The sequence below is a fragment of the Micromonospora sp. WMMC250 genome (genome assembly GCF_027460215.1).
GTDB lineage: Bacteria > Actinomycetota > Actinomycetes > Mycobacteriales > Micromonosporaceae > Micromonospora > Micromonospora taraxaci.
In genome coordinates this window covers 6,937,525-6,960,350 of sequence record NZ_JAPZBJ010000002.1, presented here as the reverse complement: position 1 = coordinate 6,960,350, position 22,826 = coordinate 6,937,525, and the positions used below count along the sequence as shown (strand labels likewise).

19 protein-coding genes, 1 tRNA gene and 1 pseudogene are annotated in these 22,826 nt (G+C 70.1%); 9 read left to right on the top strand and 12 right to left on the bottom strand.

The genetic code is table 11. The features are described 5' to 3' along the window. Positions 1-9: 9 nt before the first annotated feature. Positions 10-1,191, bottom strand: coding sequence for a dephospho-CoA kinase (gene coaE, locus O3438_RS31715; protein ID WP_269683171.1), 1,182 nt, complete (start codon positions 1,189-1,191; stop codon positions 10-12). A 128-nt stretch (positions 1,192-1,319) separates the two neighbouring features. Further along, the gene (rpsA, locus tag O3438_RS31710) at positions 1,320-2,939 is read right to left on the bottom strand and encodes a 30S ribosomal protein S1 (RefSeq protein ID WP_208744961.1); all 1,620 of its coding nucleotides are present in this window, start codon (positions 2,937-2,939) and stop codon (positions 1,320-1,322) included. 323 nt (positions 2,940-3,262) lie between these two features. Here rpsA and O3438_RS31705 point away from each other — a divergent pair, with 323 nt between their 5' ends. The 4 genes and pseudogenes from O3438_RS31705 to O3438_RS31690 all read left to right on the top strand — a co-directional run. Next, the gene (locus O3438_RS31705; RefSeq protein WP_442929683.1) at positions 3,263-4,078 is read left to right on the top strand and encodes a class I SAM-dependent methyltransferase; all 816 of its coding nucleotides are present in this window, start codon (positions 3,263-3,265) and stop codon (positions 4,076-4,078) included. A gap of 57 nt (positions 4,079-4,135) precedes the next feature. Continuing rightward, entirely contained in the window at positions 4,136-4,738 is a 603-nt protein-coding gene (locus O3438_RS31700) for a Uma2 family endonuclease (RefSeq protein WP_269683169.1), read from the top strand. A 36-nt stretch (positions 4,739-4,774) separates the two neighbouring features. Continuing rightward, a complete protein-coding gene (locus O3438_RS31695; RefSeq protein WP_145779816.1) occupies positions 4,775-4,993 on the top strand; it encodes a DUF2945 domain-containing protein in 219 nt (72 codons plus the stop codon). Further along, a pseudogene (locus tag O3438_RS31690) lies at positions 4,980-5,327 on the top strand (DUF3140 domain-containing protein); the annotation flags it as partial. The gene O3438_RS31695 and the pseudogene O3438_RS31690, both read left to right, overlap by 14 nt. A gap of 384 nt (positions 5,328-5,711) precedes the next feature. Here O3438_RS31690 and polA read toward each other — a convergent pair. From polA to O3438_RS31650, 8 genes are all read right to left on the bottom strand, one after another. Further along, complete coding sequence (gene polA / locus O3438_RS31685; RefSeq protein ID WP_269683168.1) at positions 5,712-8,411, bottom strand: DNA polymerase I; 2,700 nt, start codon at positions 8,409-8,411, stop codon at positions 5,712-5,714. A 132-nt stretch (positions 8,412-8,543) separates the two neighbouring features. Next, entirely contained in the window at positions 8,544-9,257 is a 714-nt protein-coding gene (locus O3438_RS31680; protein ID WP_269683167.1) for an ABC transporter ATP-binding protein, read from the bottom strand. Further along, complete coding sequence (locus tag O3438_RS31675) at positions 9,244-10,185, bottom strand: ABC transporter ATP-binding protein (RefSeq protein WP_269683166.1); 942 nt, start codon at positions 10,183-10,185, stop codon at positions 9,244-9,246. The genes O3438_RS31680 and O3438_RS31675 overlap by 14 nt, the downstream gene beginning before the upstream one ends. Then, positions 10,178-11,356, bottom strand: coding sequence for a branched-chain amino acid ABC transporter permease (locus O3438_RS31670; protein WP_269683165.1), 1,179 nt, complete (start codon positions 11,354-11,356; stop codon positions 10,178-10,180). Before O3438_RS31670 ends, O3438_RS31675 begins: the two co-directional genes overlap by 8 nt. Beyond that, positions 11,353-12,336 carry a branched-chain amino acid ABC transporter permease gene (locus tag O3438_RS31665; RefSeq protein ID WP_269683164.1) on the bottom strand — a complete coding sequence of 328 codons (984 nt, stop codon included), beginning with the start codon at positions 12,334-12,336 and terminating at the stop codon, positions 11,353-11,355. Before O3438_RS31665 ends, O3438_RS31670 begins: the two co-directional genes overlap by 4 nt. A gap of 67 nt (positions 12,337-12,403) precedes the next feature. Next, the gene (locus O3438_RS31660; RefSeq protein WP_088988503.1) at positions 12,404-13,555 is read right to left on the bottom strand and encodes a branched-chain amino acid ABC transporter substrate-binding protein; all 1,152 of its coding nucleotides are present in this window, start codon (positions 13,553-13,555) and stop codon (positions 12,404-12,406) included. A gap of 366 nt (positions 13,556-13,921) precedes the next feature. Next, the gene (locus O3438_RS31655) at positions 13,922-15,109 is read right to left on the bottom strand and encodes a hypothetical protein (protein WP_269683163.1); all 1,188 of its coding nucleotides are present in this window, start codon (positions 15,107-15,109) and stop codon (positions 13,922-13,924) included. Positions 15,110-15,169: 60 nt separating this feature from the next. Beyond that, positions 15,170-15,793, bottom strand: a complete 624-nt coding sequence (locus O3438_RS31650; RefSeq protein ID WP_088991522.1) for an ANTAR domain-containing response regulator — start codon at positions 15,791-15,793, stop codon at positions 15,170-15,172. Positions 15,794-15,877: 84 nt separating this feature from the next. Between O3438_RS31650 and O3438_RS31645 the strand changes: the two genes are divergently transcribed. From O3438_RS31645 to O3438_RS31635, 3 genes are all read left to right on the top strand, one after another. Continuing rightward, positions 15,878-15,960, top strand: a tRNA-Leu gene (locus O3438_RS31645). A 115-nt stretch (positions 15,961-16,075) separates the two neighbouring features. Continuing rightward, a complete protein-coding gene (locus O3438_RS31640; RefSeq protein ID WP_269683162.1) occupies positions 16,076-16,741 on the top strand; it encodes a transcriptional regulator in 666 nt (221 codons plus the stop codon). A gap of 79 nt (positions 16,742-16,820) precedes the next feature. After that, positions 16,821-17,471: an epimerase gene (locus O3438_RS31635; protein WP_269683161.1), complete on the top strand. Its 651-nt coding sequence runs from the start codon at positions 16,821-16,823 to the stop codon at positions 17,469-17,471. Here O3438_RS31635 and O3438_RS31630 read toward each other — a convergent pair whose 3' ends face one another. Continuing rightward, complete coding sequence (locus O3438_RS31630) at positions 17,472-18,650, bottom strand: trans-sulfuration enzyme family protein (RefSeq protein ID WP_269683160.1); 1,179 nt, start codon at positions 18,648-18,650, stop codon at positions 17,472-17,474. A gap of 83 nt (positions 18,651-18,733) precedes the next feature. On the opposite strand from O3438_RS31630, the gene O3438_RS31625 reads away from it, so the two are divergent. After that, positions 18,734-19,213, top strand: coding sequence for an Lrp/AsnC family transcriptional regulator (locus O3438_RS31625; RefSeq protein WP_088988500.1), 480 nt, complete (start codon positions 18,734-18,736; stop codon positions 19,211-19,213). Positions 19,214-19,225: 12 nt separating this feature from the next. Beyond that, the gene (locus O3438_RS31620; RefSeq protein WP_269683159.1) at positions 19,226-20,269 is read left to right on the top strand and encodes an LLM class flavin-dependent oxidoreductase; all 1,044 of its coding nucleotides are present in this window, start codon (positions 19,226-19,228) and stop codon (positions 20,267-20,269) included. Positions 20,270-20,469: 200 nt separating this feature from the next. Here O3438_RS31620 and O3438_RS31615 read toward each other — a convergent pair whose 3' ends face one another. After that, on the bottom strand, positions 20,470-22,704 hold the full coding sequence (locus O3438_RS31615; protein WP_269683158.1) for a rhamnogalacturonan lyase family protein: 2,235 nt from the start codon (positions 22,702-22,704) through the stop codon (positions 20,470-20,472). Positions 22,705-22,826 lie beyond the last annotated feature (122 nt).

Sequence of the window (22,826 nt, the reverse complement as noted above, 5' to 3'; positions counted from 1 at the left end):
CGGTGTCGCTCAGGGCCGCCAGCCGGTCTGCTCGGCCCACTGCTCAGCCCGAAGGTACTCCTCGTCGAACCACGGATCGCTGGCCGTGCCCGATTCGCCGACCTCCGGTGCCGCGTCGGCGAGGTCCCGCTTGAGCAGCAGGTACGCGGACCGCTGATCCGGGTCGGCACGGAGGTGGTCGCGCATCATCAAGGCGTACCGCCAGCCCGGCGAGTCGGCCACCCGCACGTGCAGGCGAACCGGGCGGGCCGGGTCCGCGCTGCCGTGCAACCGCTTCTGCCACCGAGCGCTGCCAGCCGGACGCGGGTCGTCCCACCACTGCCCCGGCACCCGGGGGAACCCGGCGCTCGCCAGTCGGTCGGCCAGCGCACCATCGGCGTCGGCGAGGCTGGACACGGCCACCTGCACGTCGATGACGTCCTGGGCGGCGAGGCCGGGCACCGCCGTGGAACCGATGTGGTCGATCCGCAGGGCGTCCGAGCCGAGCGCGTGTCGGATCCGGGCGGCCAGCCGCGCGTACTGCTCCGGCCACGTCGCGTCGGCGCCGGCCCGGTCGATCCGACCCGGTGGGACCACCCGCCGCTCGCGCAGATTGTCCTCGTAGGGCAACAACCGCCGCACCCAGAGCGCGTCGACGGCGTCGTGCAGGTCCGCCAGGCTGCCGTCGTTGGTCAGCACCACGTCCGCCACGGCCCGCCGGCGGACGTCGTCGGCCTGGGCGGCCATCCGCCGCTCGGCCTCCGCACGGCTCATCCCCCGGTCCCGCGCCAGCCGTTCCAGTCGGGTCGGCACGGCCGTCTGCACCACGATCACCAGGTGGTACGTGGGCGCGAGCCCCACCTCGACCAGCAGCGGCACGTCGTTGACGACGATCGCGTCGGGCGCCGCAGCGGCGGTCAGCTCGGCGGTGCGGGCCCGAACCCGAGGGTGCGTGATCGACTCCAGTCGACGGCGCGCCGTCTGGTCGGCGAACACCAACGCGCCCAGCGCGGCGCGGTCCAACGCGCCGTCGGCGTCCAGCACCGTGTCGGAGAAGGCGGCGACGATCTCGGCCAATCCGTCAGTACCCGGTGCCACGACCTCCCGGGCCACAGCGTCGGCGTCGATGAGCACCGCGCCCCGCTCGGCCAGCCGCGCCGCCACCGCGCTCTTGCCCGACCCGATCCCGCCGGTCAACCCCACTCTCAGCACCCGACCAGTCAACCGGATGCCCGAGCCCACCACCAAACCCGCCCACCGGCTGGCGCGCCCCCACGGCGAAGGCCCCGCCCCCGGCGATCCGAAGATCGCGGGGACGGGGCCCGTCGTCGTTCAGCGGGTCACTTACCGCCGGCGAGCTTCTCCCGCAGTGCGGCGAGCGCCTCGTCGGTGGCCAGCGTGCCGGCCGGCTCCTCGGCCTGCCGGCTCGGGGCCGGGCTGGACGAGGAGGTGGTGCCACCGCCGCCACCGGCAGCGGCCGGGACGGCCGGGGCCGGGTTGGCAGCGGCCTCGGCGTCGGCGGCCCGAGAGGTCTGCACCTGCTTGGTGTGGGCCTCCCAGCGCTGACGAGCCTCGGCGTACTGGTTCTCCCAGGTCTCGCGCTGCTTGTCGTACCCCTCGAGCCACTCGCCCGTCTCCGGGTCGAAGCCCTCCGGGTAGATGTAGTTGCCCTCGGTGTCGTACGTCGCGGCCATGCCGTAGAGGGTCGGGTCGAAGTGCTCCTCGCCCTCGACGAAGCCCTCGTTGGCCTGCTTGAGCGACAGGGAGATCCGGCGACGCTCCAGGTCGATGTCGATGACCTTGACCATGACCTCGGAGCCGACCTGGACGACCTGCTCCGGGATCTCCACGTGGCGCTCGGCCAGCTCGGAGATGTGGACCAGGCCCTCGATGCCGTCGTCGACGCGGACGAACGCACCGAACGGAACCAGCTTGGTGACCTTACCCGGCACGATCTGCTGGATCGCGTGGGTGCGGGCGAACTGCCGCCACGGGTCCTCCTGGGTCGCCTTCAGCGACAGCGAGACCCGCTCGCGGTCCAGGTCGACGTCCAGGACCTCGACCTCGACCTCCTGGCCCACCTCGACGACCTCGGACGGGTGGTCGATGTGCTTCCAGGACAGCTCGGAGACGTGCACCAGACCGTCGACGCCGCCGAGGTCCACGAACGCGCCGAAGTTGACGATCGAGGACACGACGCCCTTGCGGACCTGGCCCTTCTGCAGCTTGTTGAGGAACTCGGTGCGCACCTCGGACTGCGTCTGCTCGAGCCAGGCCCGGCGGGACAGGACCACGTTGTTGCGGTTCTTGTCCAGCTCGATGATCTTGGCTTCGAGCTCCCGCCCGACGTACGGCTGCAGGTCACGCACACGACGCATCTCGACCAGCGACGCGGGCAGGAAGCCGCGCAGCCCGATGTCGAGGATGAGGCCGCCCTTGACCACCTCGATGACCGAACCGCGGACGACGCCGTCCTCGTCCTTGATCTTCTCGATCGTGCCCCAGGCCCGCTCGTACTGCGCCCGCTTCTTGGAGAGGATCAGACGACCCTCCTTGTCCTCCTTCTGGAGGACCAGGGCCTCGATGTGGTCACCAACCGTCACAACCTCGGCGGGGTCCACGTCGTGCTTGATCGACAACTCCCGAGAGGGGATGACGCCCTCGGTCTTGTAGCCGATGTCGAGCAGGACCTCGTCCCGATCGACCTTGACGACGGTGCCTTCGACAATGTCGCCGTCGTTGAAGTACTTGATGGTCTCGTCGATCGCGGCGAGGAAAGCCTCCTCGGAACCGAGATCGTCGTGGGTGACCCGGGTGGCGCTCGAGGGGGCCTCGATGCTGCTCGTCATGTGGGCGGTTGCTCCGGTCGGTGGGTTGTCACAGCAGGCTGGTGTCGCGGTGACCTGTTCGCGCCAGCGGATCCGTCGCCGGGCACACCGAACGATCGCTAGTGAGATCATGATGTGGCTCCGTCGACCGCGCACCTGCTCCCTGCCGAGGCAACGCGATCCGCGAGCGCATCGTCTAGCCTACCGTGCGCATTACCACAGCGTGCAAGCCCTCCCGGCTTCTCTACGTGCGGTGACCTGCGAAAGGCGAACAATCGCCCGGAAACGACCCCTCCTGTCTCGTGCGTCACAGCAGCCACAAACGACCCTCGCGGGACGGGCCACGAGCGCCCGTCGACACTCCCGCCACCCGGCGGCTCGAACACGTCGCCCGAGGAGCCGTTCGACGAATCGTGGCCGCGCCGCCGCACCCCACGCGACGGATAGGGCCTAGCGTGAGCGCCGTGGATGACGACAGCCGGGTCACCCGGCGCCGGGTGGCTGACGCCGAGATCCGACGGGCCAACCGCGGCTGGTGGGACACCGACGCCGACGACTACCAGGCCGAGCATGGCGCGTTCCTCGGCGACGTGGACTTCGTCTGGTGTCCGGAAGGACTCCGCGAGGCCGACGCCCACCTGCTCGGCGAGGTGTCCGGGCGGCGCGTGCTGGAGGTCGGCTGCGGTGCGGCGGCCGCCGCCCGCTGGCTCGCCACCCAGGGCGCCCGACCGGTCGCCTTCGACCTGTCCGCCGGCATGTTGCGGCACGCCGCCACAGCCGCCGACGACACCGGGGTACGCGTACCGCTGGTGCAGGCCGACGCCCTCGCCCTGCCGTTCGCCGACCGGTCGTTCGACAGCGCCTGCACCGCGTTCGGCGCGATCCCGTTCGTGGACGACTCGGCGGCCCTGCACGCCGAGGTGCACCGGGTGCTGCGCCCCGGCGGACGGTGGGTGTTCTCGGTGACCCACCCGATGCGCTGGATCTTCCTCGACGACCCGGGTGAGGGCGGGCTGACCGCTGTGCACTCGTACTTCGACCGTTCCCCCTACGTGGAGCAGGACGAATCCGGCGTGGCCACCTACGTCGAACAGCACCGCACGCTCGGCGACCGGGTCCGGGAGCTGGTCGGGGCCGGCTTCCGACTGGTGGACCTGGTGGAGCCGGAGTGGCCGGAGGGGCACGAGGGCATCTGGGGGCAGTGGAGTCCGCTGCGCGGGCGCCTCTTTCCCGGTACGGCCATCTTCGTCACCGACAAGGCCGCCGACTGAGCGCGTCGCACCCGCGGTCCGACCTGCGGGCCATCGATCGCCGGTAGGCTCAGCCCCATGAGCGCCGAGCCCATCCCGACATCACCTGGCCCCTGGTGTCCGGACCCGATGCGGCAGCAGCGTGCCGACTACACGCTGGAGGACCTGCTCGCCCTGCCGGACGACGCCCCCCGCGTCGAACTCGTCGACGGAGTTATCCAGGTGACACCCTCCCCCACCCTGGGCCATCAAGACATTTGCAGCCTGCTGTGGCTGTGGCTGCGCTCGCACGCCCCGGCGAATCTTCGCGCCGCCCAAGCAGTCGGAGTCGCACTCAGCCGCGACACCAGCCGGCAGCCGGACGTGCTGCTCTGTCGCGCCGAGGTGCCGTCCAACCGGTCCACGTTACGGCCGGCGGACGTCGTCCTCGCCGTGGAGATCGTCTCGCCCGGCACGCGGCGGATCGACCGGTTCGCGAAGCCCGGGGAGTACGCCGCCGCCGGCATTCCCTTCTACTGGCGCATCGAGCAGGATCCGGTGCACGTCTACGCGTACCGGATCGGCGACCACGTGGGGCCGGGCGGTGAGCGGCAGTACGAGCTGGTCGCCGACGGCGCCGACGTGATCGAGCTGACCGAGCCGTTCGACATCAAGCTGCCGATCGCCGAGATCACGCCGTAGCCGTTTCGCCCCCCGGGCGTCGGGTAGCCGAGGGGCATGGCCGAACAGAGATTCCACAAGGGCGACCATGTCTCCTGGTCGGCCCACGGCAGCCGCGCGTACGGCGTGGTGCAGGAGACCATCACCGAACGGACCCGGATCCGGGGGCGGGCCGTGAACGCGGCGCCCGACGATCCGCAGTACCGGGTTCGCAGTGACGGCACGGGCCGCGACGTGGCCCACCGCCCCGAGGCGCTGCGCCATGAGCAGGGCTGACGACCAGGGCCGGGACACCTACCGGGAGTTCACCGAGGCGGTGAACATGAAGCCCGGTGAGTTGTCGTCCTGGTTGGAGACCGACGAGTCGAAGCAGGTCGGCTGGCACAAGGGCGGTCGTTCCGGAGGCGGCGAGTCCGTCGGGCACGAGTCCGGCCGGAAGATCATCAACCTGTTGCGTCGTAAACGCGGCGATCTGTCCGAGGGCGACTACAAGCACATGCGCAAGGTGGTCGGCTACGTACGCCGGCACATGGCGCAGCGCCCCTCCGGCAACGTCCGCGACACCAAGTGGCGCTGGTCCCTCATGAACTGGGGCCACGACCCGATGAAGTGAGGAAGCCGGCCCGACGTCGCAGGCTCCTAGAGCAAGATCTGCGCAACTTCGGGGAAGTGCTGGGTCGTGGCGTCCTGAGGCAGCACTTTCCCCGAAGCTGCGCAGATCATGAAACCGTGCGCCCCGATCCGATACCCGGCCCCCGGTGCCCGACGGGGCGGTGCGGGAACGGACGGCCAAGGGCGGGCCGCGCGGGCACAGCGAGCACGCGCGGTGCCAGGGCGATCCGCGCGACCGGCCGGGCTCCCACAGCGCTGACGGCCGCGGCCAGGGCGACTGGTCAGGGGTTCCGGGGCAGCCCGACCCGCGCAGGGATCAAGCCTGACCGCCCGGAGCGGGGCGGGCTGCCCCGCAACCCCCACACCGCAACCACCACCAAGATCAGTGATCCGCGCTGTTCCAGTCCCGGCCTTCGCCCACCGACACCTCCAGGGGCACCGACAGCGGGTACGCCCCGCCCATCTCGTGGCGGACCAGTGCCTCCAGTGCCTCCCGCTCACCGGGGGCGACCTCGAAGACCAACTCGTCGTGGACCTGCAGCAGCATCCGCGAGCGCAGCCCGGCGTCACCGAGCGCGGTATCGACGTGCAGCATCGCGACCTTGATGATGTCGGCCGCGGAACCCTGGATGGGGGCGTTGAGCGCCATCCGCTCGGCGATGTCGCGGCGCTGCCGGTTGTCGCTGACGAGGTCGGGCAGGTAGCGGCGGCGGCCCAGGATGGTCGAGGTGTAGCCGTCCTGGCGTGCTCGGGCGACGACCTGCTGGAGATAGTCGCGCACCCCGCCGAAGCCGGCGAAGTAGTTCTCCATCAGCCCGCGCGCCTCCTCGGTGCTGATGCTGAGCTGTTGGGACAGGCCGAACGCGCTGAGCCCGTACGCCAGGCCGTAGTTCATGGCCTTGATCTTGCGCCGCTGGTCGGGGGTGACCTCGTCGAGCGGCACCCCGAAGACCGACGAGGCGGTGGCGGCGTGGAAGTCGGCGCCGGAGTTGAAGGCCTCGATGAGCGCGTCGTCCGACGACAGGTGCGCCATGATGCGCATCTCGATCTGGCTGTAGTCGGCGGTGAGCAGGCACTCGTAGCCCTCCCCCACCACGAAGGCGCGGCGGATGCGCCGGCCCTCCTCGGTGCGGATCGGGATGTTCTGCAGGTTGGGTTCGGTGGAAGAGAGCCGACCGGTGGCCGCCACCGTCTGGTTGAAGGTGGTGTGGATCCGGCCGTCGTCGGAGACCGACTTCAGCAGACCGTCGACTGTCGACTTGAGCTTGGCCACGTCGCGGTGGCGCAGCAGGTGCGCCAACACCGGGTGCGGCTGCTGGGCGTAGAGCCACTGCAGGGCGTCGGCGTCGGTGGTGTAACCCGTCTTGATCTTCTTGGTCTTCGGCAGGCCCAGCTCGGTGAAGAGGATCTCCTGCAACTGCTTGGGTGAGCCGAGGTTGAACTCCCGACCCACCGCCTCGTACGCGCCCTGCGCGGCGGCCTTCACCTCGGCGGCGAAGTGCGCCTCCAACTCGGACAGGTAATGGGTGTCGGCGGCGATGCCGGTGCTCTCCATGCCGGCCAGCACCCGCATCAACGGCAACTCCACCCCGGCCATCAGCCGGGCGGACTGCTCGCCGTCGCGGGACAGCTCGGCGTCGATCGCGTCGGCCAGGTCGAGGGTGGCCCGGGCCTGCAGCATCAGGTTCTGCTCGGCCACGCCCTCGTCGCCCAGCCCGTCGAGGGTGAGCTGGCCCGACTCCGGGACGTCGACCCGCAGCTCCCGGTGCAGGTAGCGCAGCGCCAGGTCGGTGAGGTCGTAGGAGCGCTGGTCGGGGCGGGCCAGGTACGCGGCGATCTGGGTGTCGCGGACGATGCCGGCGAGCTGCCAGCCGTGCGCGGCGCAGGCCAGCACGGCCGGCTTGCTGTCGTGCAGCACCTTGGGCCGCTGCGCGTCGGCCAACCAGCCGGCGAGGGCGCCCTCGTCCGTCGGGTCGAGGCGCGCCGGGTCGATCCACGCCGCCGCGCCGCCGGCGGTGGCCAGCGCCAGGCCGGTGATCGAGGCGGTGTGCCTGCGGTTGACGCCGGTGTCGAGCTTGACCGCCAGCCCGACCGGCGTGCCGGTTGGCGCGTGCGTGCCCAGCCAGCCGGCCAGCGCCCCGGCCTCGGTGAGCACCTCGCCGGCCAGGTCGAACCCGGACTCGGCCTCCGGCTCCACCGCCTCCAGGTACTGGTAGAGGCGGTCGCGCAGGATGCGGAACTCGAGGGTGTCGAACACCTGGTGCACGGCCTCCCGGTCCCACCCGGTCCAGCGGGTGTCCTCCGGGCGCAGCGGCAGCTCCAGGTCGGAGACGAGCCGGTTGATCTCGTAGTTGCGGATCACGTCGGCGAGGCGCTCCCGCAGGCTGTCACCGGCCTTGCCCTTGATCTCGTCGGCGCGGGCGATCACGCCCTCCACCCCGCCGTACGTGGTGATCCACTTGGCCGCGGTCTTCGGGCCGACGCCGGGGATGCCCGGCAGGTTGTCACTGGTCTCGCCGACGAGCGCGGCGAGGTCCCGGTACTGCTGCGGGCCGACGCCGTACTTCGCCTCGATCGCCGCCGGATCCATCCGGGCCAGGTCGGAGACGCCCTTGCGCGGGTAGAGGACGGTGATCTGGTCGTCGACCAACTGGAACGCGTCCCGGTCACCGCTGCTGATCAGCACCGACATGCCCTGGTCGCGGGCCTGGCAGGCGAGCGTGGCGATGACGTCGTCGGCCTCGAAGCCCTCCTTCTCCACCACCGGGATCTGGAGCGCGGCCAGGACCTCCTTGACCAGGCTGACCTGGCCCTTGAAGTCGTTCGGGGTCTCGCTGCGGCCGGCCTTGTACTCCGCGTACTGCTCGGTGCGGAAGGAACGGCGGGAGACGTCGAAGGCCACCACGATGTGGGTGGGCTGCTCGTCGCGCAGCACGTTGATCAGCATCGACGTGAAGCCGTACACCGCGTTGGTCGGCTGACCCGTCGTGGTGGAGAAGTTTTCCACAGGCAGGGCGAAGAAGGCCCGGTATGCCATGGAATGTCCGTCGACGAGGAGCAGGCGCGGCGTCGTAGCTGTCACGGCAGCGACTCTAGTCCGTCGCACCGACATCCCTGGCCGGCGGCACCGGTGACGCGACACCGAAACCACGGCCGGCCCGAACGCCGACGGCCGGCCACCCCACGAGAGGTGACCGGCCGTCGCTCGGATGGCTCAGGCCACGCCGAGATACGCCTCCTTGACCGACGGATCGTGCAGCAGGTCCTGACCGGACCCCTCCTTCACGATCCGACCGGTCTCCAGCACGTAGCCGCGGTGTGCCCGCGACAGCGCCTGCTGGGCGTTCTGCTCCACCAGCAGGATGGTGGTGCCCTGCTGGTTGATCTCCGTGATGATGTCGAAGATCTGCCGGATGACCAGTGGGGCCAGACCCATCGACGGCTCGTCGAGCAGCAGCAGCTTCGGACGGCTCATCAGCGCGCGGCCGACCGCGAGCATCTGCTGCTCGCCGCCGGAGAGCGTGCCACCGGCCTGCTTGCGCCGCTCGGCCAACCGCGGGAAGAGGCCCAGCACCCGGTCCAGGTCGGCGGCGATGCCGGCGGAGTCCCGCCGGGTGTACGCCCCCATGTCCAGGTTCTCCATCACCGTCATGCCCGGGAAGATCTGCCGCCCCTCCGGCGACTGACACAGCCCCCGGACCACCCGCAGGTCGGCTCGGAGCTTGCTGATGTCCTCACCGTTGAAGGTGATCTTCCCCTCGGACAGCGACCGGGTTCCCGAGATGGCCCGCATCGTGGTGGTCTTGCCGGCGCCGTTCGCGCCGATCAGGGCCACCACCTCACCCTCGTTGACGGTGAGGCTGATGCCGTGCAGCGCCTCGATCCGACCGTAGGCGACGGCGACGTTCTCCAACTCAAGCAGCGTCATCGGCGGGCTCCCCCAGGTACGCGGCGATCACCTTCGGATCGCGGCTGACCTCCGCGGGCGCACCCTCGGCGATCTTGCGGCCGAACTCCAGCACCACGATCCGATCGGTGACGCCCATGACCAGCCGCATGTCGTGCTCGATGAGCAGCACGGTCAGGCCCATGTCCCGGATCTTGCGGATCAGGGTGAGGAGTTCCTCCTTCTCCGCCGGGTTGAAGCCGGCAGCCGGCTCGTCCAAGCAGATCAGCTTCGGCTCGGTGGCCAGCGCGCGGGCGATCTCCAACCGACGCTGGTAGCCGTACGGCAGGTTGCGCGCCTCGTCGTTGGCCCGGTCGGCGATGCCGACGAAGCGCAGCAACTCCAACGCCTTGGCCTCGGCCGCCCGCTCCTCCAGGATGTGCCGGGACAACCCGAACGTCTTGGCGAACGTCCGGCGCGTCTCCTGCCACGTCCGCTGGATACCCGACTCGGCGGTCACCTGCGGCAACTCGTGCGGCTTCGGCTTCTTCCGGGGCATCCGGAAGATCGCACCGGGCACGCTGGTCCGGTGCCGGGAGTCCGTGCCGACCATGACGTTCTCCAGCGCCGTCATCTCCGGGAAGAGACGGATGTTCTGGAACGTCCGGGAGATGCCCAACTGGCTGATCTGGTGCGGCTTACGGCCGGTCACCTTCTGGCCGCGGAACAGGACAGCCCCGGAGGTCGGCTTGTACACACCGGTCATCACGTTGAAGCTGGTGGTCTTGCCGGCGCCGTTCGGCCCGATGAGGCCGAGGATCTCACCCTCGTAGATCTGGAAATTGATCTTGTCGAGGGCGACCACACCACCGAAGCGGAGCGTGACGTCGTTGACTTCGAGCAGCACCGACCGAGGTCCGGGCTGAGCCGGGATCTTCGGCGCGGACGTGCTGGTGGTCTGGTCAGACATGAGCGGGCGCCTCCTCTGCCTCCGCCGCGCGGTCCTTCAACTCGCGGGCTCGCCGCCGGCTCGGGATCAGACCCTGCGGGCGCAGGATCATCACCAGCACCATGGCCAGACCGAAGACCAGCCACCGGTAGTCGGCGAAATCGCGGAACCGTTCCGGCAGGTACGCCAGCAGCACCGCGCCGAGCGAGACACCGAGCATGTTGCCGGAGCCGCCGACCACGACCATCGCGACGAAGAGAATCGAGAGGTTCGCGTTGAACTGGGTCGGGTCGATGAACGCGTTACGACTGCCGAAGAGGAAGCCCGCCAGGCCGCCGAGCGCCGCGCCCATGGCGAACGCCCACAGCTTGAACTTGAACGGGTACACGCCCATCACCGCGGCCGCGTCCTCGTCCTCGCGGACGGCGAGCCAGGCACGACCCACCCGGCTGTGCTCCAACCGGCGGACCACGATCACCATCAGCAGCACGAAGGTGATCGCCAACCAGTACCAGGGCTTCGCGTCGATCAGACCGAAGACCTTGTTGTCCGCCGAGGGCGCACCCTCCGGGCCGGGAATGGCGGAGATACCTACCGGACCGTTGGTGACCCCGGTGGCGTTACGGGCCACGATCCGGATGATCTCACCGAAGCCGAGCGTCACGATCGCGAGGTAGTCACCGCGCAGCCGCAGCGTCGGCCAGCCCAGCAGCACCCCGGAGATCATCGTCAGCACGATCGCGATCAGCAGACAGATGCCCCAGGTCACCGCCCACGTCGGCGGCAGGTCGAACTCCTGCTGAATCCACTTGACCACCGGGGAGTTCACCGAACCGAACAACGCCACGCTGTACGCGCCGATGGCGAAGAACCCGATGTAGCCGAGGTCGAGCAGACCGGCGAGGCCGACCACCACGTTCAGACCGATCGCGACCAGGACGTAGATAGCGCAGACGAAGAGCACGCCCGCCCAGTTGTTGCCGCCCTCGATCGAGTCGGTACGCAGGTCGTTCAGACCGGGGATCATGAGACCCCCGGGCAGCTTGCCCAGGTACGGCAGGGAGTAGACGAAAACGAGCAGGGCGAGCACGCCGATGGCCTTCTGCCACTTCGGCAACGCCTGCCAGCGCTCGCTGACGGAGGTCAGGAAACCGACCCGGCGACGGTCTGCGGTGCGAATCTTGTCGATCATGCGCGGGCCCTCCCGAGCGACTCACCCAACAGGCCGGTGGGCCGGAACATCAGCACCACGATCAGCACCACGAAGGCGATGACGTCCTCCCAGTTGGACGCGAAGAGCGTCGCGCCGTAAACCTCGACGATGCCCAGGAAGAGGCCACCCAGCAGCGCGCCGCGCAGGTTGCCGATGCCACCGAGCACCGCGGCCGTGAACGCCTTCAGGCCGAGCACGAAGCCGATGCTGTTCTGGGTGAAGCCGAACCGCATGCTCCACAACAGCGCGGCGGCGCCGGCCATGATGCCACCGAGCACGAAGATCAGCATGATCACGCGCTCCTGGTTGACGCCCATCAGCGCGGCGGTCTCCGGGTTCTGGGCCACCGCCCGCACGCCCCGGCCGTACCGGGTGCGGTTGATGAACCAGTCCAGGAGCGCCATCATCGCCACGGCCGCGACGAAGACGATCAGCTGGATGTTCGTGATCGCCGTGTTGCCGATGGTGAACAGGGTCTCCTGCTGGATGATCGTCGGCATACCGACGATCTGCCGGGGCCGACCGAACACATCCGGCAACGCGCCGCCGAGCAGCTTCGGCAGCACCTGCCCGAAGAGTTCGACGAAGACCAGGGACAGACCGATCGCGGTGATCAGGAAGATCAGCGGCGGCGCGTTCTTGCGCCGCAGCGGCCGGTAGGCGACCCGCTCGAGCGCGAGAGCCGTACCGCCCGAGGCTGCCGCAGCGACGACCAGACCGAGTACCAGGAACAGGATCGCCTGTCCGACAGGCGGGTTATTTTCGACCCCGAGCTGGTTCCAGAGGATCAGCACCGCGAAGGTACCGACCATGAACACCTCGGAGTGCGCGAAGTTGATCAGGCGAAGGACGCCGTAGACGAGGGTGTAGCCAAGGGCGATCAGGGCATAGATGGCGCCCTTGGACAGGCCATCGACCGTGTGCTGGCCGAGATGGCCGATCAGTTCATCGAAATGCACCGGGGGTCTCCTTGAATCGAGTGCGGCCGGGGTGAGTCACCCCGGCCGCACTCCATTGCGTGGGGCGTCAGCTGAGCTTGAGCTCCTGCAGCGCCTCGATGGCCTCGCCCTTGATCTGGTAGGCCCAGATGACGACCTTCGTCGGGTCAACGTCGCCCTTGGCGTCGAACTTGATGTACTTCGACACACCCTGCTTGTCGTACGACTTCACGAACGCCAGGATGTCCGCCCGGGTCTTCTTGCCAGCCTTGAAGGCGTCCAGGTAGATCGTCGCGCCGTCGAAGCCCTCAGCGCCGTAGGAGCCCGGCGGGATGCCGAACTTCTTCTGGTAGTCGGCGGAGAAGGTGCCGCCGGCCTTGTCGGCCGGGAGGCACGGGCAGGTGATGATCGCGCCCTCGGCGCCACCGGAGGCACCCTTCGGGAACGCGGTGTCGTACAGACCGTCCGGGCCGACGAACTTGGCCTGGACACCGGCGGCACGCATCTGCTTCACCAGCGGAGCGGCCTCACGGGTGTAACCACCGTAGAAGACGAAGTCCGCCTGAGCGGCCTTGATCTTGGAGACGGTGGCGTCGAACTGCGTCTGCCGCTCCTGGATCTTGTCCTTGTTGACGACCAGCGGGCCGAGCTGCTTGCCCAGCTCGTCGGTGATGCCGGCGCCGTAGGCGCTGGCGTCGTCGACCATGAAGACCTTCTGCGCGTTCTGGGTCTTCAGGTAGCTCGCCACCGCACCGGCCTGCGTGCCGTCGTTGCCGACCACGCGGTAGAAGGACGTGTTGCCCTTCTGGGTCAGGTCCGTCCGGGTCGCCGAGGGGCTGACCATCGCCAGGCCGGCAGCCTGGTAGATCGGCATCGTCGCGTCCGACTCACCGGAGAAGTGACCACCGATGACACCGAGGAACGAGTTGTCGCCCGCGATCTGGTTCGCGAACGGGGTCGCCACCGCGGGGTCACCCTGGGTGTCGAACTCCTGCATGGTGACCTTGCAGTTCGGGTTCGCGGTGTTGAACTGCTCCACGGCGAGCTTCGCGCCGTTCAGCGACGGGATCACCAGACCCGCGTTGTCACCAGTGAACGCGCCGAAGATCGCGATCTTGCCACCACAGTCACCGGACGCGGTCCCACCTTCGCCGCCGCCGGAATCCTGGCAACCAGCCGCGACCACCAGGGTCGCGGCGAGCGCAACGGTGCCCAGCGCCCGTACATAGCTTCGCCTCACGGCTTCCTGACCTCCTCCAGATGCGGACCCGGCTGACCCGAAGCGACGGCGACAGCAGCAGACCCGCAATTCCACCCACCCCGCAGGGACTCCCCCTGCGTTACGGCTCGTGATGGCGGAGCGTACCGACACCGCATACCGTCTCGGAAGGCCTGAACGCGGGGTCTGCGAAACCGTTACGAAGACGTGGGCAATCTCGTCGATGTCCGTCACAGGTGAATCGGCCAGACACTCCTTAAGCCCGCGCGCGGTCCGAATCCCACCCACGCTCAAGCGGGCCGCTCCGACCCGGAAAAAGCGTCGCTGAACTGCGAAAACAGCTCGACAGGTCGCACTCGGGCCGGCGCACCACGCCACAGTCGGCTATCAGACCCCCGGGCCGGCCGCCCACCACAACCCGGCTCGAGCACCGTCGTCCGCGGCCAACCACCACCGGTCACCCACCGCCACCAGCGTCACGTCCCGGTCGACACCCGCCGGCACGTCGAGCGGCATCGCGGCCTCCCGCCACGACCCGCCGCGATCCGCCGACACCCACACCGAATGCCGCGCACCGTCGACCACCGAGGCGAACAGCCGATCCCCCGACGACACCAGCGACGTCACCGCCGGCACCCCGGCACCGGCCCGCCGCCCGAACGTCCCGGCCGTCACCCAGCCCGCGGCCTCCTGCCGCCACGCGCCGAACGTCGACCCCCGCAGCCCGACCGCCACCGGCACACCACCGACCAGCACCACCCGCTGCAACTCCTCGTACTCCGAACCGCCCGGCAGCACAGTGCGCCGCCACGACCGCCCGTCCGGCGACGACCAGACCGCCGGGTCCCGGTCGATCCGACCGGCCGGCAGGAGACCACCCACCGCCAGCCACCCCGACGACGTCGCCACCGAGTCGAACGCCCAGGTCACCCCCACCGCGTCACTGGCCAGCTCCGGAGCACCCTCGACCAGCGCGAACTCCGCCGCGTCCGGCGACCCCACCCAGGAGGCCGCCCCCGCCGAACGGTTGCCGACGATCAACCAACCCCGCGCACCGGCCGTCAGGCGGGACACGTTCACCGCCGTCGGCCCGCCGTACGTCTCGAACGACGCCTGCACCTCGACCAGCGCGCCGTCGGCCACCTGCCGCCACGTGCTCACCCGCGGATAACCGTGCGCGCCACCGACCTTCGCACCGATCAGGGCCGCCTTCCCGTCCCGGCAGGCCACCGACAGGAACACGTTCTGCCGACCGTAGAAGGACTCCGGACGCACCGGCAGCACCGTCCAGGTCGCACCGTCCACACTGGTCCAGGCCGCCGGACGGGTGCCGCCCTCGGCGTCGACGACGCCACCGACCACGAACCACCGGCCCGCGCACGACGCCGCGTCCCGTACCAACGGACGCCCCGCACCACCCGGCGGCGCCGGCAGCGTCAGCGGCTGCCACCCCGGCCGCGACGCCGGCGCGGCGGCCGTTGTCGGCCCGCCGCCGCTCGGCGCGGCCGGCCCGTCGCACCCGGCGAGAGCCAGCGCGAAGAGGCCGATCACCGCGATCACCCGTCGGACGGACACGGGTCGATGCTAACCACCGGAGGTCACGCGGAGGGCCCCGCGCGGGCCACGGTCAGGCGCTCAGACGGTCGGCTGCTGCGACACCTCGCCGCCGGCGGTCTCCGCGAGGATCCGCTCGGCGACCTCCTTCATGGTCATCCGGTGGTCCATCGCCGTGCGCTGGATCCACTTGAACGCCTGCGGCTCGGTCATCCCGTAGGTGGTCATCAGCGCGCCCTTGGCCCGCTCCACCGCCTTGCGGATCTCCAGGCGGTCGGTCAGGCTCGCGACCTCCGCCTCCAGGGCCGCGACCTCCGAGTAACGCGACAGCGCGATCTCCACCGCCGGGACCAGGTCGCTCTTCTGGAAGGGCTTCACGAGGTACGCCATCGCGCCGGCCGCCCGCGCCCGTTCCACCAGGTCACGCTGGCTGAACGCGGTCAGGATGATCACCGGGGCGATCCGGGCGCCGGCGATGCGCTCGGCGGCGGCCAGCCCATCCATGATCGGCATCTTGATGTCGAGGATGACCAGGTCGGGCTTCAGCTCCTCGGCGAGGCGGACGGCTGTCTCACCGTCTCCGGCCTCCCCCACCACCTCGTAGCCCTCTTCGACAAGCATCTCGGCGAGGTCCAGCCGGATCAGCGCCTCGTCCTCGGCGATCAGTACGCGCCTGCGCTCGGCATCCGTCGGCATCTCAGCCACCAGCCCTACCCCCACCATCGATCACTGCACGGCTACCCACCCATGCTCCCGCATGAGAGTAGTCGGGTACAGTAAGCGCCACCCGCCGGGATGGTGGAACGGCATACACGGAAGTCTCAAACACTTCTGCCCGAAAGGGCTTGCGGGTTCGAATCCCGCTCCCGGCACTTTGTCATACACGTGTTCGATGATGTGGGCGTGCATCCACCGCAGATGCGGGCGCGCGCTCGCGCCCTACGCGCTCACGGACACCCCATCCACGCTGTGGCTCGCACGCTCTCCGTGCCATACAGCACTGTCTGGCACTGGTGCGTCGATCGGCCCGAGCCGGTGCAGCGCGGCACGGAACTCCGGTGCTTCCGGTGCCGGCCGGATGTCCGGAATCCGACCGACCCCGCCGCCTACGCCTACCTGCTCGGTCTCTACCTGGGCGACGGCCACCTGGTGACGACGGCACGCGTCCCCGTGTTGCGCATCTACTGCTCCGATGAGTGGCCCGGGTTGATCGAGGCGTGCGACGTCGCCATGCGCGCCGTTCTGGCGTCGAAGGTGCAGCGGGTCCAGAAGCGCGGTTGCGTCGGCGTGCAGAGTTACGGCAGCCACTGGCCGTGCCTGCTGCCACAGCACGGTCCGGGCAGGAAGCACGAGCGACCGATCGTCCTGGCCGACTGGCAACGGCCGATCCTCGAAGCTCATCCCGGCGACTTCCTGCGCGGGCTCTTCCACTCCGACGGCTGCCGAACAGCCAACCGGGTGACGATGCGCGGCAAGGCGTACGTCTACCCGCGCTACATGTTCGTCAACGAGTCGGCCGACATCATGGGGCTCTGCCAGTGGGGCCTCGACCTGCTCGGCGTCGCCTGGCGGATGAACCGGCGCAACTCGCTGTCGGTGGCCCGGCGTGACGCGGTCGCCACACTGGACCGGCACGTCGGCCCGAAGTCCTGACCGACGCCGGCGCGCCGGTAGGGCGGTCGCCGCCGTCAAGGAAGATGAGTCGGGTGATCGACGACAGGGGTGGGTGCTGATGCGGGTGGCGATCTTCGGTGCGACCGGCATGGTCGGCCAGGGCGTGTTGCGGGAGGCGCTGCTCGCCGAGGACGTGCGGGAGGTGCTCACCGTCGGCCGCAGGCCGACCGGTCAGCGGGATCCGAAGCTGCGGGAGCTGACGGTTGCGGACGTGGGCGAGTTGGCGTCGGTGCGCGCCGACCTGACCGGCGTGGACGCGTGTTTCTACTGCCTGGGCGTGTCCTCGCTGGGTCTGGACGAGGCCGCGTACACCCGGGTGAGTTACGACTACCCCCTCGCCGCGGCGCGGTTGCTGGCCGAGGTGAGTCCGCAGGTCACGTTCGTCTACGTCTCGGGGGTCGGCACCGACTCGACCGGGCAGGGTCGGGTCATGTGGGCGCGGGTCAAGGGCCGCACCGAGAACGCGATCATGGAGTTGTTGCCCAACGGGTACGCGGCGCGTCCGGGTTTCATCCAGCCGACCTACGGGGCGGTGTCGCGGACCCGGGCGTACCGGATCGGGTACGCGGTGACGCGTCCGCTGTTCCCGGTGTTGCGGCGGCTGCTGCCGAATCACGTCACCACGACAGATGGGATCGGTCGGGCGATGCTGCGGGTGGCTCGGGAGGGTTCGCCGACGCGCGTGTTGGGCAACCGCGAGCTGCGCTGATCAGGCGATCGTGTCGAGGGCCTGGGCGAGGTCGGCGCGCAGGTCCTCGGGGTCTTCGAGGCCGACCGAGAGGCGCAGCAGGTCGGCGCCGGGTTTCGCGTCGCCCTCGACGGGCCGGTGGGTGAGCGACGCCGGGTGCTGGATGAGGGTGTCGACGCCGCCGAGCGACACCGCGTGGGTGATGAGGTGGCAGGAGCCGGCGACGGTCGCCGCGGCGGGTGCGCCGCCGCGTACCTCGAAGGCGAGCAGGCTGCCGGGTCCGGCCATCTGGCGGCCGACCAGCGCCGCCGGGTCGTCCACCGAGGGGTGGTGCACCCGGTGTACGGCGGGGTGGTCGGCGAGCCAGCCGGCGAGTTTCTCGGCGGTGGCCTGTTGGGCGCGGACCCGCAGCGGCAGGGTTTGCAGGCCGCGGTGCAGCAGGTAGCCCCCGAGCGGGTGCAGGATCGCGCCGGTGACCGCGCGGACCTGCCGGAGACGCGCGGCCCAGTCGGCGTCGCAGGCGACGACGCCGGCGAGCACGTCGCCGTGCCCGCCGATGCTCTTGGTGGCGCTGTGCAGGACGAGGGTGGCGCCGTGCCGGGCGGGTTGTTGCAGCACGGGGGTGGCGACGGTGTTGTCGACCAGCAGCGGGATATCGCCGGCCGCGGCGGCGAGGGCGGCGATGTCGACCAGGTCGACTGTGGGGTTGGCGGGCGTCTCGACGATGACCAGCGCGGTGTCGGGTCGGACGGCGGCGGCGACCTCGTCGGGGCGCGCCCAGGTGACGGTGGTGCCGAGCAGGCCGGTGGCGAGGACGTGGTCGGTTCCGCCGTAGAGGGGGCGGACGGCGACGACGTGCCGGCGGTCGTCGCGGGCGGCGGCGAGCAGCGTGGCGGTGAGGGCGGCCATGCCGCTGGCGAAGGCGACGGCCTGCGCGGTGCCCTCCAGTTCGGCGAGGGCGGTTTCGAAGCGGGCGACGGTGGGGTTCCAGAGCCGCTGGTAGACGGCGCTGCCGTCGGCGGAGAGGGTGCCGCCGGTGGCGAGCTGCTCGTACGCGGCACCGCCGTCGTCGACCGAGGGCAGCGGGTTGGTGGTGGAGAGGTCGATGGGCGGTACGTGCACACCGAGGGCGCGCAGGTCGTCGCGGCCGGCGTGTACGGCCCGGGTGTCCACCGTCGTCATGCCAGTAGCGTCGAACATCTACCAATGAACAGGCAATGGTTCGGCAGATCATTCTGTCAAGTGGCTTGGTTTCGCTGATGGATTCGGGCGAGGATGGCGCAATGCCTCCTGAGCCGAACGATGTGCGGCCGTATCCGGCCCTGGACGAGGTGGACCGCGCGATCCTCACCGAACTGGCCGCGGATGGTCGCCTGCCGAACAATGCCCTCGCCGAACGGGTGGGGGTGGCGCCGTCGACGTGCCTGACCCGCACCCGGGCGCTGCGCGAACGGGGCGCGATCCGTGGTTTCCACGCCGAGGTGGATCCGGCCGCGCTCGGTCTGCCGTTGCAGGCGTTGGTGTCGGTGCGGCTGACCGCGCACGAGCGGGCGGCGGTGGACGCGTTCCGGGCCCGGTCGGTGCGACTGCCGGGGGTGGTGTCGGTGTTCCACGTGGCCGGCGCGGACGACTACGTGCTGCACGTACGGGCGGCGTCCGGTGACGCGTTGCGGGACTTCGTGCTGGACCATCTGGCGGTCGACCCGGTGGTGCAGCACACCCAGACCAGCCTGATCTTCGAGCAGGCGCGTGGGGTGGGTTGAGCGTCGGTCGGAATGAACGGGCAGGCCGGGGAGTTGGCACACCGTGTGATCACCGTACCGTTGTCTGTTCTTGATCTTGCCCCGGTCGCCAAGGGCACCACTGTCGGCGCGGCCCTGGAGGCCACCACCGAGCTGGCGCGACGCACCGAGGAGTTGGGCTACCGCCGGTTCTGGGTGGCCGAGCACCACAACATGCCGGCGATCGCCAGCTCGGCTCCGGCGGTGCTGCTGGCTCACCTGGCCGCGAACACCTCGACGATCCGCCTCGGTTCGGGCGGTGTGATGCTGCCCAACCACGCGCCGCTGGTGGTGGCCGAGCAGTTCGGCACCCTGGAGGCGCTGCACCCGGGTCGGATCGACCTGGGCATCGGCCGGGCACCGGGCACCGACCAGGTGACGGCGCTGGCGTTGCGCCGCACCATGGAGGGCCTGTCCGCGGAGCACTTCCCCCGCGAGCTGGCGGACCTGATGAACTACTTCAGCGGCGAGAAGCCGGGGCAGATCATCGCCATGCCGGGCCAGGGCGCCCAACCGGCCGTGTGGCTGCTGGGCTCCAGCGGGTTCAGCGCCCAACTCGCCGGTCTGCTCGGTCTGCCGTTCTCGTTCGCGCACCACTTCAGCTCGGGGAACACCCTGCCGGCGCTGGCCCTGTACCGGCAGCACTTCCGGCCGTCGCAGTGGTTGGACAAGCCGTACGCGATGGTGGCGGTCAACGCGGTGTGCGCGGAGACCGACGAGCGGGCCGAGTGGCTGGCCGGGCCGAGCGCGTTGTCGTTCCTGAAGCTGCGCTCCGGGAAGCCCGAGCCGCTGTCGACGCCCGACGAGGCGGCGGCGTACCCGTACTCCGAGTTCGAGAGGGAGTTCGTGCTGCAACGCCGTGACGGTCAGGCGATGGGCTCGCCGGAGACGGTGAGCCGGCAGCTGACCGAGCTGGTGGAGCGCACCGGCGCGGACGAGCTGATGCTGACCACGTTGGTGTACGACGTGAAGGACCGGGTGCGGTCGTACGAGCTGATCGCCGAGCAGGTGGCGGGCGGTCTGCACCGGACGGCGTGAAACACGATCTTCACGTCAGCGTCACCCCGCCGACCCGGACGGTGCCTAATGTTGGTTCCGGTGGTGGTACGGCACTCTCGGTCGGGACGGGTCGAGAATGCCGCGGTGTGGCGCACCGGGCCGGAGCTGAGCGGATTCCGCGGCTGCGGCCCGGTGCCTGCCACCCTAGGCGACCCCGTCCGGGACCACCAGGGGTCAGATCAGCGTAGGTGGATGTTCGGCGTGGGTGGGGTGCTGGCCATCCCGTTGCCGATGAAGAACCCCGGGTGCGGCGGTTGGTTGTACGCCGTGTTCTGCCAGGCGATGGCCACCCGATACTGCGGGTCGTGCATCAGGGTGTAGAGCCGGACGCTGGTCGGGGTGGGTGTGCTGTAGATGCGCAACGCCCGGCTGTCGGTGGTCCGCCAGATCACCTCCTCACGCCAGTCGCCGAGGATGTCGCCGGAGAGCGCCGGCGTGGACTTGGTGCCGTTGTTGGAGGCCACCCCGCTGCCGTCGAGCAGCCGGGTCTCGCCGCCGGTGCCGTACTTGTCGATCTTCGTGCCGTCGAGCAGTTCCCGCACCGGGTCGCCGTCCCACCAGGCGAGGAAGTTCGCCGACGACGGCTTACGCCCGATGTTCTGCCCCCTGGTGTTGGCCAGCCCGGAGGCCGCCGACGACCACGACTCCGCGCCCGGGCTGCCCGCCCAGATGTCCGCCGAGACACCCCGGCCGTTGTCCCCCGAGGCCGGCGTGGACCAGAGCACCTGACCGGTACGGGCGTCGGCGAAGTAGGAGCTGGGCTTGCTGCCGTCCTCGTCGACCTTGAACACCTCCAGGCCGGAGCGGCTCGGGTCGAGGTCCCCGACGTGCAGGGCGTCACCGTGCCCGTTGCCGGTGGAGTGCAACAGCCGCCCGTTGTCGTCGACGGTGGCCGCGCCGTACACGATCTCCTGACGGCCGTCACCGTCGACGTCGGCCACGGAGAGCTGGTGGTTGCCCTGTCCGGCGGCGGCGCCGTTACCGGAGGAGTTCGAGTCGAACGTCCACCGCTTGGTCAGCGTGCCGTTGCGGAAGTCCCAGGCCGCGATCACCGCGCGGGTGTAGTAACCCCGAGCCATGATCAGCGAGGGGCGCTGCCCGTCCAAGTAAGCGGTGCCGGCGAGGAACCGGTCCACCCGGTTGCCGTACGAGTCACCCCAGGACGACACCGTGCCACGCGGCGGGTCGTAGGTGACGGTGGAGAGGATCGCGCCGGTCTGGCCGTTGAACATGGTCAGGTACTCCGGGCCGCTGAGCACGTAACCGCTGGAGTTGCGGTAGTCCGCCGACGACGACCCGATGAGCTGACCGGTGCCGGAACGGGTGCCGTCGGCGGTCTTCATGGCCACCTCCGCGCGGCCGTCACCGTCGTAGTCGTACACCTGGAACTGCGTGTAGTGGGCGCCGGCCCGGATGTTGCGGCCCAGGTCGATGCGCCACAGCCGGGTGCCGGCGAGTGTGTACGCGTCGACGTAGACGTTGCCGGTGTAGCCGGACTGGGAGTTGTCCTTGGCGTTCGACGGATCCCACTTCAGCACGACCTCGTAGGTGCCGTCGCCGTTGAGGTCACCGACCGAGGCGTCGTTGGCGCTGTAGGTGTAGCTCTCGCCGCTGGGCGTGCTGCCGCCGGCGGGGACCTGCAACGGCACGTCCAGGTAACCCGCGCCGAACTGCAACGCCGGTGCCGACGCCGCCTGCTCGACGCCGCCGACAACGGCCCGCACGGTGTACGCCGAGCCGGCCGCCGCTCCGCTGTCGAGGTAGTTGGTGGCACCGGTGATCGGGCTGGCGTTGACCCTGGTGGAGCCCCGGTACAGGTTGAACGACACAGCGGAGGTCTCGGTGCCGAGCAGCCGCCAGGAGACCAGGTTGCCGCCGCCGGAGCGGACACTGATCAGCCCCCGGTCCAGGTTCTCCATCTGCAGCCCCCCGCTGGTCGGCGGCGGCGTGGTGGGCGGTGGTGTGGTCGGAGGTGGTGTGGTGGGCTCACCGGTGGGCGGGGCGCCGGTGCAGACGGTGCCGTTGAGCGCGAAGCTGCTCGGCACGGGGTTGCTGCCGGTCCACGAACCGTTGAACCCGAACGAGGCGGAGCCGTTCGTGGCCAGGCTCGCGTTGTGGTCGACGTTGCGGGCGGTGAGCTGGGCACCGGACTGGGTGACGACGGCGTTCCACGCCTGGGTGACCTGTTGGCCGGCGGCGTACGACCAGGTGAGGGCCCACCCGTTCACCGGGTCGCCGAGGTTGGTGACGGCGACGTTGGCACCGAAGCCGCCCTGCCACTGGTTCGTGATCTGGTAGTCGACGCGGCAGCCGACGGCGGCGGCCGAGGCGGTGACCGTGGCGAGGGTGCCGGCCACGACGGCGACGGCCGTGGTGCCGGCGAGCAGGATCAGCCGATGTCTGGACTGGTGCATGGAGTGCCTCCGGGGATCCGGTGATGACCGCTGTGGCCCACTGGCCCTGCCCGGGAAGCACAGTGGATCGGCCCGGCCGCGGCGGCGGCCGACGGCGATCTGATCGGGGGTGAACGCCCTGG

What these genes read in the sequence shown, in the direction of transcription:
- rpsA (WP_208744961.1), bottom strand. Translation starts at nt 2,939, where the DNA reads ATGATCTCACTAGCGATCGTTCGGTGTGCCCGGCGACGGATCCGCTGG.
- O3438_RS31700 (WP_269683169.1), top strand. Translation starts at nt 4,136, where the DNA reads ATGAGCGCCGAGCCCATCCCGACATCACCTGGCCCCTGGTGTCCGGAC.
- O3438_RS31695 (WP_145779816.1), top strand. Translation starts at nt 4,775, where the DNA reads ATGGCCGAACAGAGATTCCACAAGGGCGACCATGTCTCCTGGTCGGCC.
- O3438_RS31680 (WP_269683167.1), bottom strand. Translation starts at nt 9,257, where the DNA reads ATGACGCTGCTTGAGTTGGAGAACGTCGCCGTCGCCTACGGTCGGATC.
- O3438_RS31675 (WP_269683166.1), bottom strand. Translation starts at nt 10,185, where the DNA reads ATGTCTGACCAGACCACCAGCACGTCCGCGCCGAAGATCCCGGCTCAG.
- O3438_RS31670 (WP_269683165.1), bottom strand. Translation starts at nt 11,356, where the DNA reads ATGATCGACAAGATTCGCACCGCAGACCGTCGCCGGGTCGGTTTCCTG.
- O3438_RS31635 (WP_269683161.1), top strand. Translation starts at nt 16,821, where the DNA reads ATGCGGGTGGCGATCTTCGGTGCGACCGGCATGGTCGGCCAGGGCGTG.
- O3438_RS31630 (WP_269683160.1), bottom strand. Translation starts at nt 18,650, where the DNA reads ATGTTCGACGCTACTGGCATGACGACGGTGGACACCCGGGCCGTACAC.
- O3438_RS31625 (WP_088988500.1), top strand. Translation starts at nt 18,734, where the DNA reads ATGCCTCCTGAGCCGAACGATGTGCGGCCGTATCCGGCCCTGGACGAG.
- O3438_RS31620 (WP_269683159.1), top strand. Translation starts at nt 19,226, where the DNA reads ATGAACGGGCAGGCCGGGGAGTTGGCACACCGTGTGATCACCGTACCG.
- O3438_RS31615 (WP_269683158.1), bottom strand. Translation starts at nt 22,704, where the DNA reads ATGCACCAGTCCAGACATCGGCTGATCCTGCTCGCCGGCACCACGGCC.